At 43.6% G+C, this 15,101-nt stretch carries 13 protein-coding genes; 7 read left to right on the forward strand and 6 right to left on the reverse strand.

Translation table 11 applies throughout. The annotated features are described in order from the left end of the window. The first annotated feature begins 118 nt into the window (after window positions 1-118). Window positions 119-583, forward strand: a complete 465-nt coding sequence (locus DK188_RS19605) for a hypothetical protein (RefSeq protein WP_111672554.1) — start codon at window positions 119-121, stop codon at window positions 581-583. Window positions 584-1,559: 976 nt separating this feature from the next. Here the strand turns inward: DK188_RS19605 and DK188_RS19615 are convergent. The 4 genes from DK188_RS19615 to DK188_RS19630 all read right to left on the reverse strand — a co-directional run bounded on the left by DK188_RS19615 (window position 1,560) and on the right by DK188_RS19630 (window position 5,632). After that, entirely contained in the window at window positions 1,560-2,627 is a 1,068-nt protein-coding gene (locus tag DK188_RS19615; protein WP_198673054.1) for an SMP-30/gluconolactonase/LRE family protein, read from the reverse strand. 76 nt (window positions 2,628-2,703) lie between these two features. Next, entirely contained in the window at window positions 2,704-3,945 is a 1,242-nt protein-coding gene (locus DK188_RS19620; protein ID WP_111672556.1) for a TIM barrel protein, read from the reverse strand. A gap of 83 nt (window positions 3,946-4,028) precedes the next feature. After that, a complete protein-coding gene (locus DK188_RS19625; RefSeq protein ID WP_111672557.1) occupies window positions 4,029-4,232 on the reverse strand; it encodes a hypothetical protein in 204 nt (67 codons plus the stop codon). After that, window positions 4,229-5,632, reverse strand: coding sequence for a purine-cytosine permease family protein (locus DK188_RS19630; RefSeq protein ID WP_111672558.1), 1,404 nt, complete (start codon window positions 5,630-5,632; stop codon window positions 4,229-4,231). The genes DK188_RS19625 and DK188_RS19630 overlap by 4 nt, the downstream gene beginning before the upstream one ends. A 263-nt stretch (window positions 5,633-5,895) precedes the next feature. On the opposite strand from DK188_RS19630, the gene DK188_RS19635 reads away from it, so the two are divergent. From DK188_RS19635 to DK188_RS19660, 6 genes are all read left to right on the forward strand, one after another. Beyond that, the gene (locus DK188_RS19635) at window positions 5,896-8,016 is read left to right on the forward strand and encodes a bifunctional aldolase/short-chain dehydrogenase (protein WP_111672559.1); all 2,121 of its coding nucleotides are present in this window, start codon (window positions 5,896-5,898) and stop codon (window positions 8,014-8,016) included. 49 nt (window positions 8,017-8,065) lie between these two features. Then, the gene (locus tag DK188_RS19640) at window positions 8,066-9,103 is read left to right on the forward strand and encodes a GntR family transcriptional regulator (RefSeq protein ID WP_111672560.1); all 1,038 of its coding nucleotides are present in this window, start codon (window positions 8,066-8,068) and stop codon (window positions 9,101-9,103) included. Window positions 9,104-9,240: 137 nt separating this feature from the next. Then, window positions 9,241-10,569 carry an FGGY-family carbohydrate kinase gene (locus DK188_RS19645; protein WP_111672561.1) on the forward strand — a complete coding sequence of 443 codons (1,329 nt, stop codon included), beginning with the start codon at window positions 9,241-9,243 and terminating at the stop codon, window positions 10,567-10,569. 16 nt (window positions 10,570-10,585) lie between these two features. Next, window positions 10,586-11,344 (forward strand): (Fe-S)-binding protein, encoded by a 759-nt coding sequence (locus DK188_RS19650; RefSeq protein WP_111672562.1) that lies wholly within the window; start codon window positions 10,586-10,588, stop codon window positions 11,342-11,344. Next, window positions 11,341-12,699: a lactate utilization protein B gene (locus DK188_RS19655; protein WP_111672563.1), complete on the forward strand. Its 1,359-nt coding sequence runs from the start codon at window positions 11,341-11,343 to the stop codon at window positions 12,697-12,699. Before DK188_RS19650 ends, DK188_RS19655 begins: the two co-directional genes overlap by 4 nt. Continuing rightward, window positions 12,696-13,256 carry a LutC/YkgG family protein gene (locus tag DK188_RS19660; protein WP_111672616.1) on the forward strand — a complete coding sequence of 187 codons (561 nt, stop codon included), beginning with the start codon at window positions 12,696-12,698 and terminating at the stop codon, window positions 13,254-13,256. Before DK188_RS19655 ends, DK188_RS19660 begins: the two co-directional genes overlap by 4 nt. Here DK188_RS19660 and DK188_RS19665 read toward each other — a convergent pair. Further along, a complete protein-coding gene (locus tag DK188_RS19665) occupies window positions 13,253-14,551 on the reverse strand; it encodes a sensor histidine kinase (RefSeq protein ID WP_111672564.1) in 1,299 nt (432 codons plus the stop codon). The two genes, DK188_RS19660 and DK188_RS19665, sit on opposite strands and share 4 nt — an antisense overlap. Before the next feature lie 104 nt (window positions 14,552-14,655). Further along, window positions 14,656-15,036, reverse strand: a complete 381-nt coding sequence (locus DK188_RS19670) for a VOC family protein (protein WP_111672617.1) — start codon at window positions 15,034-15,036, stop codon at window positions 14,656-14,658. Window positions 15,037-15,101 lie beyond the last annotated feature (65 nt).

The raw sequence follows: 15,101 nt of genomic DNA on the forward strand, positions 1-15,101 counted from the left end.
CACAAAATGAACGACAAATAACCCTTTCTATAGATAAATTAAAATCAGGAGTATATTTATTTAGCTATCAAAACTCCTTAAATGAAATTATTCACCTGCGATTTATTAAAAACTAACTATGCAAAAGTTAATTATTATACTGATTATAGCTGGTGCCTTTCTTTCCTGTAATCAAGAAGATGGTGAACCCGATAAGGGGAACTTTAATGGAGAAATGACCGTGCTTTTCAACGGAGAAGAATGGAAGTCTCCAATAAGGTTTTATTTGCAAAAACAAATTACCTGTTCACCTGATAATTCAATTATTCCGCTTGGATTCGGCTTTACTGCTTATGACGAGAGTGGTTACTTTCAACGAATGTTAGATTTGGGTTTTATTCTTCCCACCACTGAAATCCAGTCAGCTCAAGAATTACTCAAAAATACATCTCAAAATGATCCAAATTCCGCAAATACTGTGGGACAATATGGACGACCATACTACGCCACTTCTATAGGTTATGATGCAGGGAGTACGTATTATAAGTTGGATTCTGAATTAAGGGAAAGCTATTTCCAGTTAACGCATTATGATTCTAATTAAAAAGAAATCCACGGAGTATTTGAACTGGAGTTTTTTCTTTCATCTAAAAGTTCAAGTGAACCCAATGCCCCTGATCGCATAGAATTTACCCAAGGGAAATTTGTAGCAAAGGCGCCGGAGGAATGGTTTCAGTGGGGAAGAGAATGTGATCCCCGATAAAAATCAGCTTGCCTAAAAACAGAAACGGGAAGAAATTCTTGCGAAAATCTTCCCGTTTAATGAGTTGAAAACCATAGTCTTCAATTCACTTCAAGCTACAGTTATTGTGGCTATTCCCAGTTGCCCGAGTCAAAACCGATTGTCCGAAGTAGCTCCGAAGAGCATGTCCCAGTTTTCAGATACCTTGTTGCATTTCTGCGGTTGCCCGTCTCAAACTTTCCTTGCGAAAAGCTCCTTCACACCCAGTATCCTGACTTTGTCCGAAGACAGAATCTTGGGCCGATCTTAAATGCACTTCTGCGGTGGTCCGTCTCAAACTTCTGCAATTAAGCAGCCGTTCCTTTGTGCCCGATGATATGCGCCATCATCCCGAAGGATTTTAGCACTGATTAATCCGTTTGCTGCATTTCTGGAGTTGCCTCTCTCAAAAGGTCAATTGCTTGTCCTTTCCTTCATGCACGGAAATTTGAATTACTCCGAAGAGAAACTCAAACTCAGCTCATCGTTTTTGGCACTTCTGCAGTTTCCCGTCTCAGAAATTTTTCCTAAGAAAAACTCCCCTTTGCGCCCGATCTCAACCTTTCAAACAGCGGTCCGAAATCTTACTTTCGGCCTTTTTTTCTCTTACTTGATGATTTAAAGTTGGCTGAATAAATAACTGATTCCAATTTTTTTTACTGTTTTTTCTCCACAATTTTTACCAAATAAAACCGATTAAAAACACAAGATATCCACCTTTTTATACTGGGTTATCAACATTTTTCGGAATCTATTTTTAGAAAATATAAATCAATCAGATAAATCTCCTTTGCTATTTCTATTTCAACGAAATCCTCAAAAGAAAAGCATCCGCTGTCATATACAAATACTTTTCCTCGGAATCAAAGGCACAGTTTGCTGTTCCGTTTTCCGTCAGAATCGTCCCGAGATGTTTTCCTTCCGCACTAATCACCAAAACCCCTCCAGGTCCCGTTGCGAAGAGCGTGCCGCTGGAATGAACTTTCAGTCCGTCAGGAAGTCCTTTTCGGCTTTCACCCTGAAGTGAAGTCGCATCAAAAAGCACTTTACCAGAAACTACGTTCCCAATTTCATCCAAATCAAACGCATAGTATCTCGCCTTTTCTGGATCGGATTGGGCAATGTACAGTGTTCTTTGATCAGGACTCAACGCAACCCCATTTGGACGACTGAGTGAATCGATTAACAGATTCACTTTTCCATCAGAATCCAATCGATACACGCCCTGAAAATCCAACTGCTTTTCATCCCAAGGATCCATTCCGTACGGCGGATCCGTGAAAAAGAGTTGTCCCTTAGAATTAAAGACCAAGTCATTTGGACTGTTGAAGCGCTTGCCTTCGTATTCGGAGGCCAAGGCAAGAAACTCAGATTTTGGCGATTCAAGGCTCGCTAGCATTTTACCGATTTGCCGCTCCCCATGTTGACACAAAATCAGATTTCCAACTGCATCCAAAGCCAAACCATTCGCTCCGGGTTCGTTCTTGTCTGTTCGGTCTCCTAGGTATCCTGATGGTTCCAGATACAAACTCAGACTGTCTTGCTCCGTCCATTTCCAGATTTTATTGGTGGGTACGTCGGTAAAAATCAAGGCCCGCTGCTCCTCCAGCCAAAGTGGACCTTCGGCCCATTCGAAGCCCGAAGCTAAGACTTCGATCTTGGCATTGGCCGGAATCAGCGCATTTATTGCGGAATCAAGCCGTTCGACAGAACCGGTAGTCTGAAAGTTGGATATCTCACTTTGCACTGGATTCTTAGGATTTGAACAGGCTGCAAGTGACAATACAGCCAAGAAAATAGCATTCCGCATGGTCTTTCGGGTTAGGTAAAAGGAAGTTAATTCATTCTCCTGAAAAGTCCGAAGCACAATTTTTCATTCATGCCAAAAGTCCCAACGTTTTAAATTCCTTGAAATTTGTAATGGTGAGGGGAAGCAATTAGTGTTACAAGCCACTCGCCTGTGCGTTTACCCCACGCTGAGCGATCAGTTTTTCCCTGATTTTTTCACTTCTGTAAAAAGCCAAAGGATCGGCTTCTCCACCACTTTGGATTCGGGCCTCTCGGACCAAGGACCTAACATCTGTCAAAAATGCATCCTGCAGGACTTCCTGCGCACCGACGACATCTCCTACATTTTGGCACTGAGCCAACTTTTCCCGGTCTACCAAAAGTGCTTTTGCATACGCCTGAGAAATAGCCTCCAAAGCCTGAATCAAATCTTCCAAAGGATCTTTGGTATTGTGACTGGCATCGATCATCCAAGAAATTGACTCCCAAGCTTGTGCGCCTTCAGCCGCTCCACCGATTAATTCGCAAAAAACCAAAAACAGTTGGTACGGTTTGATACTCCCCGTACTGAGGTCATCGTCTCCGTATTTGCTGTCATTAAAATGGAATCCTGCAAGCAGATTCTGGTGCATGAGCGTAGCCACGATTTGCTCAATATTGGTATTGGGCAAATGATGACCCAAGTCAACCAGTACTTTTGCCCGGTCTCCTAGTTGTCTGCAAATCAAAGCCGAAGTCCCCCAATCCGGAATCACGGTATGGTAAAAATTAGGCTCATAAGGCTTATATTCCAGCAATAGCTTCCAATCATCGGGCATCTCCGCATAGATTTCCTGCAAAGATTCTATTGTCCACTTCAACGCATTTCGGAAATGCGCCTGTCCAGGGAAATTACTTCCATCCGCCAACCATACCGTCAGACCTTTGCTTCCCAGGCTTTTTCCAATTTCAATTACCTGAAGGTTATGCTCTACTGCTTGTGATCGGACAGCTGCATCGGCATTGCTCAGCGAACCCATTTTATAGGTCAAAGCTTGGCCATAATCCTGAAACGTATTCGAATTCATGGCGTCAAACCTGATTCCCAAACTCGCGGCTTTTTGTTGGATCGCATTCACATCCTGCGGAATATCCCAAGGAATATGCAATGAAACCGCATCAGTTCGTTTGGTCAACTTGGCCAAAAGCCCGATGTCTTCCAGCTTTTCTTCCAAGTTTCTAGGTTCGCCACCGATCGAAAATCGCCCAAATCGCGTCCCGCCAGCACCCAATGCCCAAGAGGGAACTGCTATCTGGAAAGCCGCGATTTTGGAGATCAAAGAGTGGATATCCAATCCTTTCGAATTCAATTGTTCGGAAAGGAGAACTAAAGATTTTTGGTGGAAGTCGGTAAGCATGGGTTATTGGTTATTGGTTAAATGAGCAATAATCAAATTAATCCCGATATCGGGACATTTTTCAAGGATATCCATTTCATTGGTCATTGAAAATTGTCCATTGATGATTGTTCATTATTTCCCTTCTTATTAATCCAAAACGGCGCAGTCACCATCCAAGCCAACATCCCTATTCCCATCCAAAGCTTCATGGGACTCATTTCCATTTTACCAAAAAAGAAAAGCACAGGAGGCACAATTGACAGCACTAATCCGATTACTGAATTAAGTTTCAAAAGAATTTTCATAGAGCAGGCGATTTAACAAGTGGATAGTTGATTCTCGATAACGCTACAAATATGGCGACAGCCACAAACCAACCAGGAAGTCCAAGAAAGAAGATTTCTACTCCATAAATGAAATTCAAGCCAAGACAAAAGGCCAAAGTCAAAACCCAACTCAAGAAAGCCGGAATGCTAAAATTTGAATTAGAACTTAGAGCACCTTCGGATTGGAAACCCATCTTTTTTGAAAAATAGAAATCCGCAAAAATCACCGCTCCCATGGGCATCAATAACAGTCCATAAAGAGCCACAAAGTCGAGCAATTTCATCACCAAGGCTGGAAAACAAGCCGCCAAACTCGTAATTCCACCTACAATTGCCGTGATTTTCCAAGTGGGAACTTTTAGAAAAATCCCCTGCAAAGCCAATCCTGCGCGATAAATCGTCGGATTGGCAGTAGTCCAGCCCGCAATCACCACACAGACAGCTCCAGCAATCCCCAGTGTTTGATAGGCAATTTGTCCAGGCGCAAATTCCTGCGAACCGGTATTTGCCTGTAGAAAAACAGCATACAAAATCCCAGAGGCGATCCAAGCAACAAAATGTCCCAAATACACTCCAACAAATGTATAGAAACCATATTTCCAGGATTTTGCATACCTGAGAATGGTCAAGTCTGACATTCCGATATGCATAGCCATGTTGCAAAACCAAGCAAAAAAGATGATATGCCAGATGGTAAACTTGGACATGCCTGCCATTGGGACCCCGTTCCAAATCACTTCCTGTGCTATGGTGACCAAGCTTTCCAAAGACCCAACTCCTAACTGTGCCAAACCTACAATCGCTGCGGCGAAAAATATCAAAATCATCCAAGGTGACATGATATTAGCAAACTTGGAAACCTGATTGTAGCCTTGAATGGCCACCAAAGTGATCACTGCCCCCATTACTAAAACAGTAACTATCCATCCCGGAGTACGAGGAAGCCAGTCTGTCAACGTGGGCATTTCCAAATCAAATGGAATCCCCACCGCAGTGGCTGACACTGCAATCATCGATCCCGCCAAAAAGCAAAACATCAGAGCATTGACCAGATTGTACCAGCGGACGACATATTTCCCGGCAATCCGCTCCAGCTGATAATAAAGCGTGAGTCGCTTTGAAGTGGCAATCGGCCCTGTAATCAATCCCCAACTGAGGACAGCAAGCAAATTCCCAATTATTAGTCCCAAAATCAGATCACTGGCGGTGACTCCATGAGCTACAAAAAGTGGCCCGATGACAAACTCAGTTCCTGCAGTATGTTCACCGGCATACATGCCAAGAAAGCTTTTCCCGCTCTTCAGACTTTCGGCTGGTACTGGCGTCCGTTCATATTCATTGGTTCCACCAACTATCTTTTTGAAAAATCGGTTGCTCATCGAAAATTATTTTGATTCAATAAAACAAAATGACTAACCTGACCTATCCTGCCCTGTCCAAAACTTTTGCTACAGGTATTGAAAGATCAATTTGTAAAAAGTTAATTAAAAGGTAATTTTTATAGAATATAACTGAGGAAAGTAAAAACTTCCTTTATAAAATCATGAAAACCGCATCAATCCTATCTCTACTCAAGACACTACAGGACACCTATTGAGTCGTTTTCTGAGAAATTCATCCTATCACCAGTAGACCTGTTACAATGAATACACCGATTATGAGTTTTAAGCATGTAAGCTACCTTTGGGACGAGGCAAAAGCCGCTACACTGAATGGAAATGAGGTAGATCTTTTAATTTATCGCTCAAACATACTTGGGTCTGACCTGAGAATCACCAACTATGGAGGTGGCAACACTTCCTGCAAGACGATGGAACTTGATCCGCTGACCAAAGAGCCGGTCGAAGTGATGTGGATCAAAGGTTCAGGCGGTGATATTGGCACCATGACACGGTCAGGCTTGGCTGGACTGTACGTGGACAAATTACGATCGCTGAAAGGAATCTACAGAGGGATTGAATTTGAAGACGAAATGGTCGGCCTATTCAATCATTGCATCTACGATTTGGACTCCAAAGCCCCATCAATTGATACACCGCTTCACGGATTTTTACCTTTCAAACATATTGACCATTTACACCCAGACGCTGCGATTGCAATAGCAGCCTCTAAGGATGGTGAAAAGATTACCCAAGAACTTTGGAAAGGTGCTATTGCATGGGTTCCTTGGCAGCGACCTGGATTTGATCTAGGACTCCAATTGAAGGAGGCTCTTGACAGTAATCCCGGAATCCGAGGCATCATGCTAGGCGGACATGGACTGTTTACTTGGGGTGATACTGCCTACGAATGCTATATGAACAGTCTAGAAGTCATAGAGATGGCATCCGCTTATTTGGAGGCGAATTATGGAAAGAAAAGACCTGTCTTCGGTGGTGAAAAAGTAAAGTCACTGAGTCCCGATGAGCGAAAATCCCAAGCGGCAAAGTTGGCGCCAATCTTAAGGGGACTTGCATCCTCCGAAAAGCGCATGGTCGGAACCTTTAGCGATGCTGAGGTGGTCCTTCAGTTTGTCAATAGTCACGATTTGACCAAACTAGCACCTATGGGAACTAGTTGCCCGGATCACTTCTTGAGAACCAAGATCAGCCCGCTAGTTCTAGATTTGGCAGCAGATGCAGATTTGAGTGATTCAAATGGGCTAAAGGAAAAAATCGGAGCTGCATTCCAAGCATACCGTGAAATGTATGCGGATTACTATCAAAAGCATAAGCATCCAAATAGTCCTGCGATGCGTGATCCTAATCCTGTGGTGATTCTATGGCCTGGAGTCGGGCTTTTCAGCTACGCAAAAGACAAGCAAACCAGCCGTGTAGCCAGTGAATTCTACATCAATGCGATCAATGTGATGCGGGGAGCAGAAGCGGTTTCCGAATATGTTTCCTTGCCACTTCAGGAAGCGTTTGATATTGAATATTGGCTACTGGAAGAGGCCAAACTCTCCAGAATGCCAAAAGAAAAACCACTGTCACGGAAAATTGCACTCGTCACTGGTAGTGCCGGAGGAATCGGCAAAGGAATCGCTGAGAAATATGTCCAAGAAGGCGCCTGTGTAGTATTGACCGACATTGATCCAGAGCGATTAAACGAAGCAGTATCCGAATTCCAGAAAAAGTATGGAAAAGATGTGGTACTCGGTGCCGAACTTGACGTAACCAATTCGGCCAGTCTGGCGGAGGCAATCCAAGCGATATGTTTGAAATTTGGAGGAATCGACATCGTCGTCAATAATGCAGGAATCTCAATCTCCAAAGCCTTCGAGGACCACACCGATCAGGACTGGGCAAGACTCAATGATATTCTGGTCATGGGACAATATTCAGTCTCAAAAGCTGGAGTAACTCTGATGAAACAACAAGGACTGGGCGGTGATATCATCAATATTGTAAGTAAGAACGCCCTAGTCGCAGGACCGAAAAATGTCGCTTATGGCACAGCCAAAGCAGCTCAACTTCACATGTCCAGACTGATGGCAGCAGAACTCGCCGAAGACAAAATCCGCGTCAATGTCGTCAATCCAGATGCAGTCATTGAGAATTCAAACATCTGGGAAGGTGGATGGGCTGAAAATCGCGCCAAAGCTTACGGCATCGATGTAAAGGATCTGCCTCAGTACTATGCTAATAGGACTTTGCTCAAGGAAAGTGTAAAAGTAAGTGACATTGCTGATGCAGCTTTTGCTTTTGTGGGAGGCTTGCTAAGTAAAACCACTGGAAACATGCTCAATGTGGACGGCGGATTGGCAGCCGCATTCCCTCGATAGATTCGATTTTCAATTACCCAATAAACCCAACCCAATAACCCAATAGCCCATGCTTCTTGACAAATCCGAAAAAATCGCCGTGGATTCGCGCACGCCGAAATACCTCCAGGTAGTCAATTTGATCCTAGAGGACATCGAAAAAGGAAAACTAAAAATCGGGGACAGAATTCCCTCTATCAACGAAACCAGTTTTGACTTTCTGCTCTCCAGAGATACTGTGGAAAAAGCCTACAACGAACTCAGAGACAGAGGAATCATCACTTCGGTTCGAGGTAAGGGTTTTTACATTTCCTCTACCAACATGGGGCATAAAGTGAAAGTGCTTTTGCTTTTCAACAAGCTTAGCTCTTACAAAAAAATAATCTACTATTCCATCATTGAGACCCTAGGTGCAAACGCAACAGTTGACCTGCAGATCCATCATTACAATCGAAACTTGCTTGAAGATCTACTCGAGACAAACATCGGTCAATACAACTATTATGTCCTGGCACCCCACTTCTTTGATCAGTCCAGTCGGCCCGAAACCGCCTACGATCTGATCAAAAGAATTCCAAAGGACAAATTGTTGATCATTGACAGAGCTGTCAAAGATCATGAAAATGAGTTTCCGGGAGTTTACCAGGACTTTTCCAAAGACATCTTTGAAGTACTGGAATCAGGGATTTCTCACTTGAAAAAATACGAGCGTCTGATTTTGGTTTTTCCGAAGGGAGATATGTATCCAGTAGAAATCATGGACGGATTTAAGCGGTTTTGCTTTTTCCATGATTTCAAAAATCTAATCGTGGATGGGGTAGACGATGACGAGCCCCTGGATGCAGGCGATTGTCACATCGTGTTGGCTGAGTCAGATTTGGTAAACATCGTGAAAAAGTCACGGGAACAAATGCTCAAACTGGGCAGGGATATTGGAGTCATTTCGTACAACGATACCCCTCTCAAAGAAATCCTGGCAGATGGTATCACCACCATCTCGACAGATTTTCAACAGATGGGTAAAATCATTGCAGAGCAGATTTTGGGCAAAGAAGACCGGATCCCGATCAAAAACCAATTTCGGATGACCCTTCGAAAATCACTTTGATGGATTGAATAATTGAAAGTTTGGGCTGGAAAGTGGTAAAGTTCCCGAGGGGAAAAGTTGCAAGATTTCCGATAGCAAAAAGCCTAAACACGGCTCAGGGCCTCGAATTTCGTACTTCGTAAATCGTATCTGAATAAATGTCCAAAACTCCCGTCACTGCCGTCTTTGACATTGGAAAAACAAATAAAAAATTCTTCCTTTTCGATGAAAATCTAAAAGAAGTCTTCAATACCTACACTCGCCTGGAAGCTATTCCCGACGAAGATGGCTTTCCCAGCGAACCCATTCTTCCACTTCGGGAATGGATGCTAAAGACCTTCACAGAGGCATTGAATTCACCGACTTTTGAAATCAAAAAATTAAACTTCTCCGGACACGGAGCTTCGTTTGTTCAGACGGATGATGCTGGAGAACCGGTCACCCCACTCTACGATTATCTTAAGCCCTATCCTGAAGAATTGCTGGATCGGTTCTATTCCGAAAATGGAGGAAAAGCAGTCTTTTGCCAACAGACCTCTTCCCCTCCATTGGCCATGCTGAATTCAGGGCTACAACTTTATTTTCTGAAATATGCCAAGCCCGATTTTTTTAAAAATGTAAAGCATTGCCTGCATCTTCCTCAATACCTTAGTCTGATTTTCACTGGCGAAATGGTCTCTGACTACACCAGCATCGGTTGTCATACCGGCCTTTGGGATTTTGCCAAGATGGATTATCACGACTGGGTGAAAAGAGAAGGCATCGAAGCACTTCTTCCACAAATCCTTCCGGGGAACTTCCTGCTGAAAACCAAACCGGAGCTTGGAAACATTCCCTGCGGAATTGGCATCCATGACTCCTCAGGAGCACTTTTGCCGTACTTGAAGCAAGAAAAAGAACCTTTTGCACTGCTTTCAACCGGCACTTGGGCGATTACAATTAACCCGTTTAACAAGACTTCGCTCACCGAATCAGAGCTTTACCAAGATTGCCTTCAATTTCTGAGTATCTCAGGTCAGCCGATCAAGATCTCCCGCTTATTCATCGGCGAAGAGCATAAAATTCAGGTAGAAGAAATGTATGCACATTGGCAGCTGCCACTCGGGACCTATAAAAAATTGAAATTCGATGCCTCTCTTTATCAAAAAGTGGCTGAAAAATCCAAAAAACGAATCGCATTTCACTACCTGAAACCTCAGGATTACGGGTTGGCAAAGGCCGATTCCACCGACTGGAGTAGCTTTTCGGAGTTCACTGAGGCCTATTACACCTTTCTCCATGAGCTCACCGATATTCAGGTGGCCTCGATCCAACTTGTGCTTCGTGGCGCTCCCGTTTCCCGCCTGTTTGTGGACGGGGGATTCAATGCCAATGTGATTTTCTTGGAGATGCTCCGCAAAAAACTTCCAGGTATTGAAGTTATTCCCAGTGATTTTCCAAATGGGTCAGCATTGGGAGCTGCAATGCTGGTGAATATGGACGCATGAGTTTAACTTGACGATTATGAAATCCCCTTCCCTTACAGTTGCTCTTTTTATCCCCTGCTATGTAGATCAGTTCTACCCAAATGTTGGCGTTGCCACCTTGGAATTATTGGAAAAACTGGGCTGCAAGGTGTGCTATCCCTCTGGCCAAACCTGCTGTGGGCAACCTTTGGCAAATGCAGGATACGAGCGGGATACTATGGGAGCCACCAGACATTTCATCCAACTTTTTAGCGGATATGATTATGTAGTTGCTCCATCAGGGAGTTGCGTACTTCATGTGAAAGAACATTCGCCAACAGTCCCGGGCTTAGAAAAAGAACAAGCCGCGCTACACGGCAAAATATTCGAATTGACCGAATTCATCACCGACATTCTTCAAGTCGACCAACTTGTAGGTAAATTTCCCCATCGGGTAGGGTACCATGCTTCCTGCCACGGGCAGCGGGGCTTACGGCTCGCTTCCAGTTCCGAACTCAATCAAACACCCTTCAATAAGGCACGCAAACTTTTGGAAAACCTGGAAGGTTTGGATTGGGTGGAGTTGGGAAGGACAGACGAATGCTGTGGATTTGGGGGAACTTTTGCAGTCACTGAGGAAGCGCTTTCGATCCGTATGGGAAAAGATCGGCTGGAGGATCACCAAGCGCATCAGACTGAGATCATCACCGGTGGCGACATGTCCTGCATCATGCATCTGGAGGGAATTGCTACTCGCAATGGGCAAAAAATGAAGTTTATGCATGTTGCAGAAATCTTAAACCAAGCAATCTCATGAGCCATCCTGCAAATGCTACTGAGTTTTTGAAAGACCAAGCCAAAGCAAAATGGCATGATGAAACGCTTTGGTTTGTCAGGGACAAGCGGGATCGGATCAGCAAAACCATCCCTGAATGGGAGACACTCCGGGAATTGGCCTCTCAGATCAAAGACCATGTCTTGGCCAATTTGGGTTCCTACTTGGAGGATTTCGAGCGAAATGCACTTAAAAACGGGATTCATATTCATTGGGCAACGGATGCTGAAGAGCATAATCAACACGTATTGCGCATTCTCCAAGAGAAAAATTGTAAAGCCATCGTCAAAAGTAAATCTATCCTCACTGAAGAATGTCACCTAAACCCCTATCTCGAAAAACATGGGATAGAGGTCGTAGACACTGATCTCGGAGAGCGGATCGTCCAGTTTCTGAATCAGCCACCGAGCCATATTGTTCTTCCGGCGATCCATTTGAAAAAAGGTGAAATTTCTGATCTTTTCCATGAAAAGCTCCAAACCGAAAAGGGTAATCATGACCCAACCTATCTGACTCAAGCAGCCAGAATTCACCTTAGGGAGAAATTCCTAGGAGCAAAAGTAGCTATTACCGGAGTCAACTTTGGAATAGCTGAGACCGGAGAGTTTGTCGTTTGCACGAACGAAGGAAATGCAGATATGGGCGTTCACTTGGCTGATGTACACATCGCCTGTATGGGCATAGAAAAGATCCTTCCGAGGAGAAAAGATCTCGGGGTATTCCTTCGTCTTCTAGCTCGCTCGGCCACTGGTCAGCCTATTACAAATTACAATTCGCATTTTAGAAGCCCAGCCCGAGGCAAAGAAATCCATATTATTCTAGTCGATAACGGCCGCACGGCTCAGCTAGCTCGAGAAAAATTCAAAAATTCGCTGAAATGCATCCGATGCGGAGCTTGCATGAACACCTGTCCGATTTACCGGAGAAGCGGTGGATTCAGCTATGGAAGTACTGTTCCCGGCCCGATTGGGTCAATTTTATCTCCAGGGTTGGATATGAAAAAACACAGCACACTTCCATTTGCCTCCACGCTATGTGGAAGCTGCTCGGATGTCTGTCCCGTGAAAATCAACATTCATGAGCAACTCTATGAATGGCGGCAGGAAATCACCAAAACCCATGGCGAATTTGGCAAAGGGCTTTCTATGAAATTGGCTAGCGGCATTTTCAAAAGCCCCCTAGCGTATAAAATTTCCGGCAGCTTGATGCGCTCGGCACTTAAAACCTTACCCGATAGCCTGATTTATCATCCTTTGAATACATGGGGAAAAAGCAGAAACCTGCCTGAAACCCCAAAAGAGACTTTTCAGCAATGGTATCAAAAGAACAGATCATGAGCAGCCGGGAAAGAATTTTATCAGCAATTGCCGGCGTCCCAAGCGAAAGTAAAAAATTGCCCGAAATTCCAGCTTTCCGACTTGCTGGCGATTTGGAAGAGCTATTTGCAACAGCTATTATGGGAAATAAAGGGGAAGTACTCTCCAAAGAAGAATTTGAAAAATGGCTTCCTACCATGCATTTTTCTAAGGTGATTTCTCTTTCCAATCATTTCAAAACTCATTCAACTCATGAACTTCCAGAAGATCCACATGAGTTGGAGGATCTTGGTTTGGCGATTTTGGAGGGACAGTTGGGTGTGGCGGAAAATGGAGCGATTTGGATGGAGGATTCCAATCTAGGACTTCGAGCTTTGCCCTTTATCACCGAACATCTGGCGATAGTGCTGGATCGGAACAAATTGGTAGAGACCATGCACCAAGGCTATGACTTGATCGGGAATGCCAGTTCTGGCTTTGGTCTTTTCATCGCCGGCCCCTCCAAAACCGCCGATATTGAGCAATCCTTAGTCATTGGTGCACATGGGGCCAAAAGTCTCAGGGTGGTGTTGATCTAGCTGATTTTGCGGGTGAGAAAAAATACAATGTGACCATTGATTGTCTCAAAACCCATTTTCATTTCTAATTTATCCGCTATTTTTTTGCAAAGTGGCAGCCCCAAGCCTGTACCCTTTTCCCGCTCGGTTCCAAAGGTGGTTTTCACCTTGAATTCAAAAAGATCATGACTGATCAACTCTTCAGTCTCTTGCCATTCATTTTTCACTTCCCAGCGGAGGTCATTTCCAGTCCGAGTCGAAATGAGATCAATCTTTGATCCTATTGGAGAAAATTTGATCGCATTGTCCAGAAGATTTTTGAGGATAATTCTGATTTCGTTCAGCTCCAATTCCACCGGACTGTCCGGCCCATGCTCGATCGTAATTATTTCTTGGAGCTTTCGGGATGCCTGCACTTGCATGATCTTCTTCATTTCGAGAAGTAGGTCGCTTGGTTTGACCGCAGTGACTTCAGGCTGACGGTCTTCCAATTCAGCGAGCACCCATTCCAAGGTATTGTTGAGTACTTTATTTAAATGAAAGCTTTGGGATTTGAGGTCAGAGAAGATTAATTCCAATTCGTTCTTTTCAAAAGAATCCTTCTCAGCCAACTCCAATGTTTGGCTCAAGGTGCCAATGGGACTTTTTAAATCATGGGAAAGGACAGCCAAAAGCTGATTTTTTTTAACATTCAAAGATTCCAACTCAGCTAAGGCAATATCTTTTTCCTGCTGGATTTGATTGAGCGCCTCATTTTGGATCCGGTTTTGGTTGACAAAAATGTAAATACTAAAAAAGACGAACAAGCCTGTCCATAATAGTGTAACCCAGTGATCCCAAAACAAATTTTCAGAATTAATGTACTGCTGTTCTATAGTATACCAGCCTTTTACCTCCCCATAAAATAAAAGGCTAAAAATCAAATACGCGATTACCAGCCAGAAATACATCATTTTCCCCCGGGTAAGCATGGTGATCGCAACGATAAAAATAAAAATCGTATAGGTAGTCGGTCCTTTGTATCCTTCGTTGTTGAAAAAATTGACGCTAATCGCAAAGAATCCAAAAGCCAACATCCAATGAATGACAGGATCAAAGGACTTATATCGCTTCATCACCCAATACCCAACCAAAAAAGGAATGGAAAAGGACAATTTTGCAACGACTATGAAAAAACTTAGCCCCACAAAAAAATCACTCACTCCCAAAAAAATCATCAGAAACCCCGTCAAAAGCGCAAAAGCTTCTGAAATGCGATGTTGTAACTGTTGTAGATTACCGGGTTGTTCTATCGAACCAAAAAATTTGAAATTCATTTGGCGCTATTTTCGAGAACTAAAAATAGCTATAATTAGATAATACAAACGATAAATAGCTTAGCAATTAAATAAAATTGCATCTAATCTATCATTTTTTGCATTTAAAACTGGGAGTGAATGGCGATCCTGTTTCCCTCCGAATCAATAAAAACCCCCATATACCCAATGTCTGGAGCAATAAGCCGCTTGGGGATCTGTACCTCTCCTCCAGCTTCATTCACACGATTCAACTCCATCTCGCAATTTTCAGACGAAAAATAAATCAGCGAACCTGCAAAGCCGGAAGTCTGGTAAAAATCCTTGTGAAAGACTAAGCTGCCTCCCGCTCCTCCCTTACTTTCATCCCAAGGAAACCAGGCCATCTGAAAATCACCCAAATCCTGCTTTTTCAAAGAGCAGTCAAATACTTTTTGATAAAAATCGATCGCTCGGTCCATATCTTGCACCGGGATCTCAAACCAACCTACTGTTACTGATTTCAAAGCGTCTGGGATAATTAGTTTTGGGTTATTTAAAGTTCGGTGTTCGAAATTCAAAATTCGAATTT

The organism is Algoriphagus litoralis (assembly GCF_003259255.1).
GTDB classification, from domain to species: domain Bacteria; phylum Bacteroidota; class Bacteroidia; order Cytophagales; family Cyclobacteriaceae; genus Algoriphagus; species Algoriphagus litoralis.

Coding starts and splice junctions, on each gene's coding strand:
- DK188_RS19605 (WP_111672554.1), top strand. CDS start 119: ATGCAAAAGTTAATTATTATACTGATTATAGCTGGTGCCTTTCTTTCC.
- DK188_RS19620 (WP_111672556.1), bottom strand. CDS start 3,945: ATGCTTACCGACTTCCACCAAAAATCTTTAGTTCTCCTTTCCGAACAA.
- DK188_RS19625 (WP_111672557.1), bottom strand. CDS start 4,232: ATGAAAATTCTTTTGAAACTTAATTCAGTAATCGGATTAGTGCTGTCA.
- DK188_RS19630 (WP_111672558.1), bottom strand. CDS start 5,632: ATGAGCAACCGATTTTTCAAAAAGATAGTTGGTGGAACCAATGAATAT.
- DK188_RS19635 (WP_111672559.1), top strand. CDS start 5,896: ATGAATACACCGATTATGAGTTTTAAGCATGTAAGCTACCTTTGGGAC.
- DK188_RS19640 (WP_111672560.1), top strand. CDS start 8,066: ATGCTTCTTGACAAATCCGAAAAAATCGCCGTGGATTCGCGCACGCCG.
- DK188_RS19645 (WP_111672561.1), top strand. CDS start 9,241: ATGTCCAAAACTCCCGTCACTGCCGTCTTTGACATTGGAAAAACAAAT.
- DK188_RS19650 (WP_111672562.1), top strand. CDS start 10,586: ATGAAATCCCCTTCCCTTACAGTTGCTCTTTTTATCCCCTGCTATGTA.
- DK188_RS19655 (WP_111672563.1), top strand. CDS start 11,341: ATGAGCCATCCTGCAAATGCTACTGAGTTTTTGAAAGACCAAGCCAAA.
- DK188_RS19660 (WP_111672616.1), top strand. CDS start 12,696: ATGAGCAGCCGGGAAAGAATTTTATCAGCAATTGCCGGCGTCCCAAGC.
- DK188_RS19665 (WP_111672564.1), bottom strand. CDS start 14,551: ATGAATTTCAAATTTTTTGGTTCGATAGAACAACCCGGTAATCTACAA.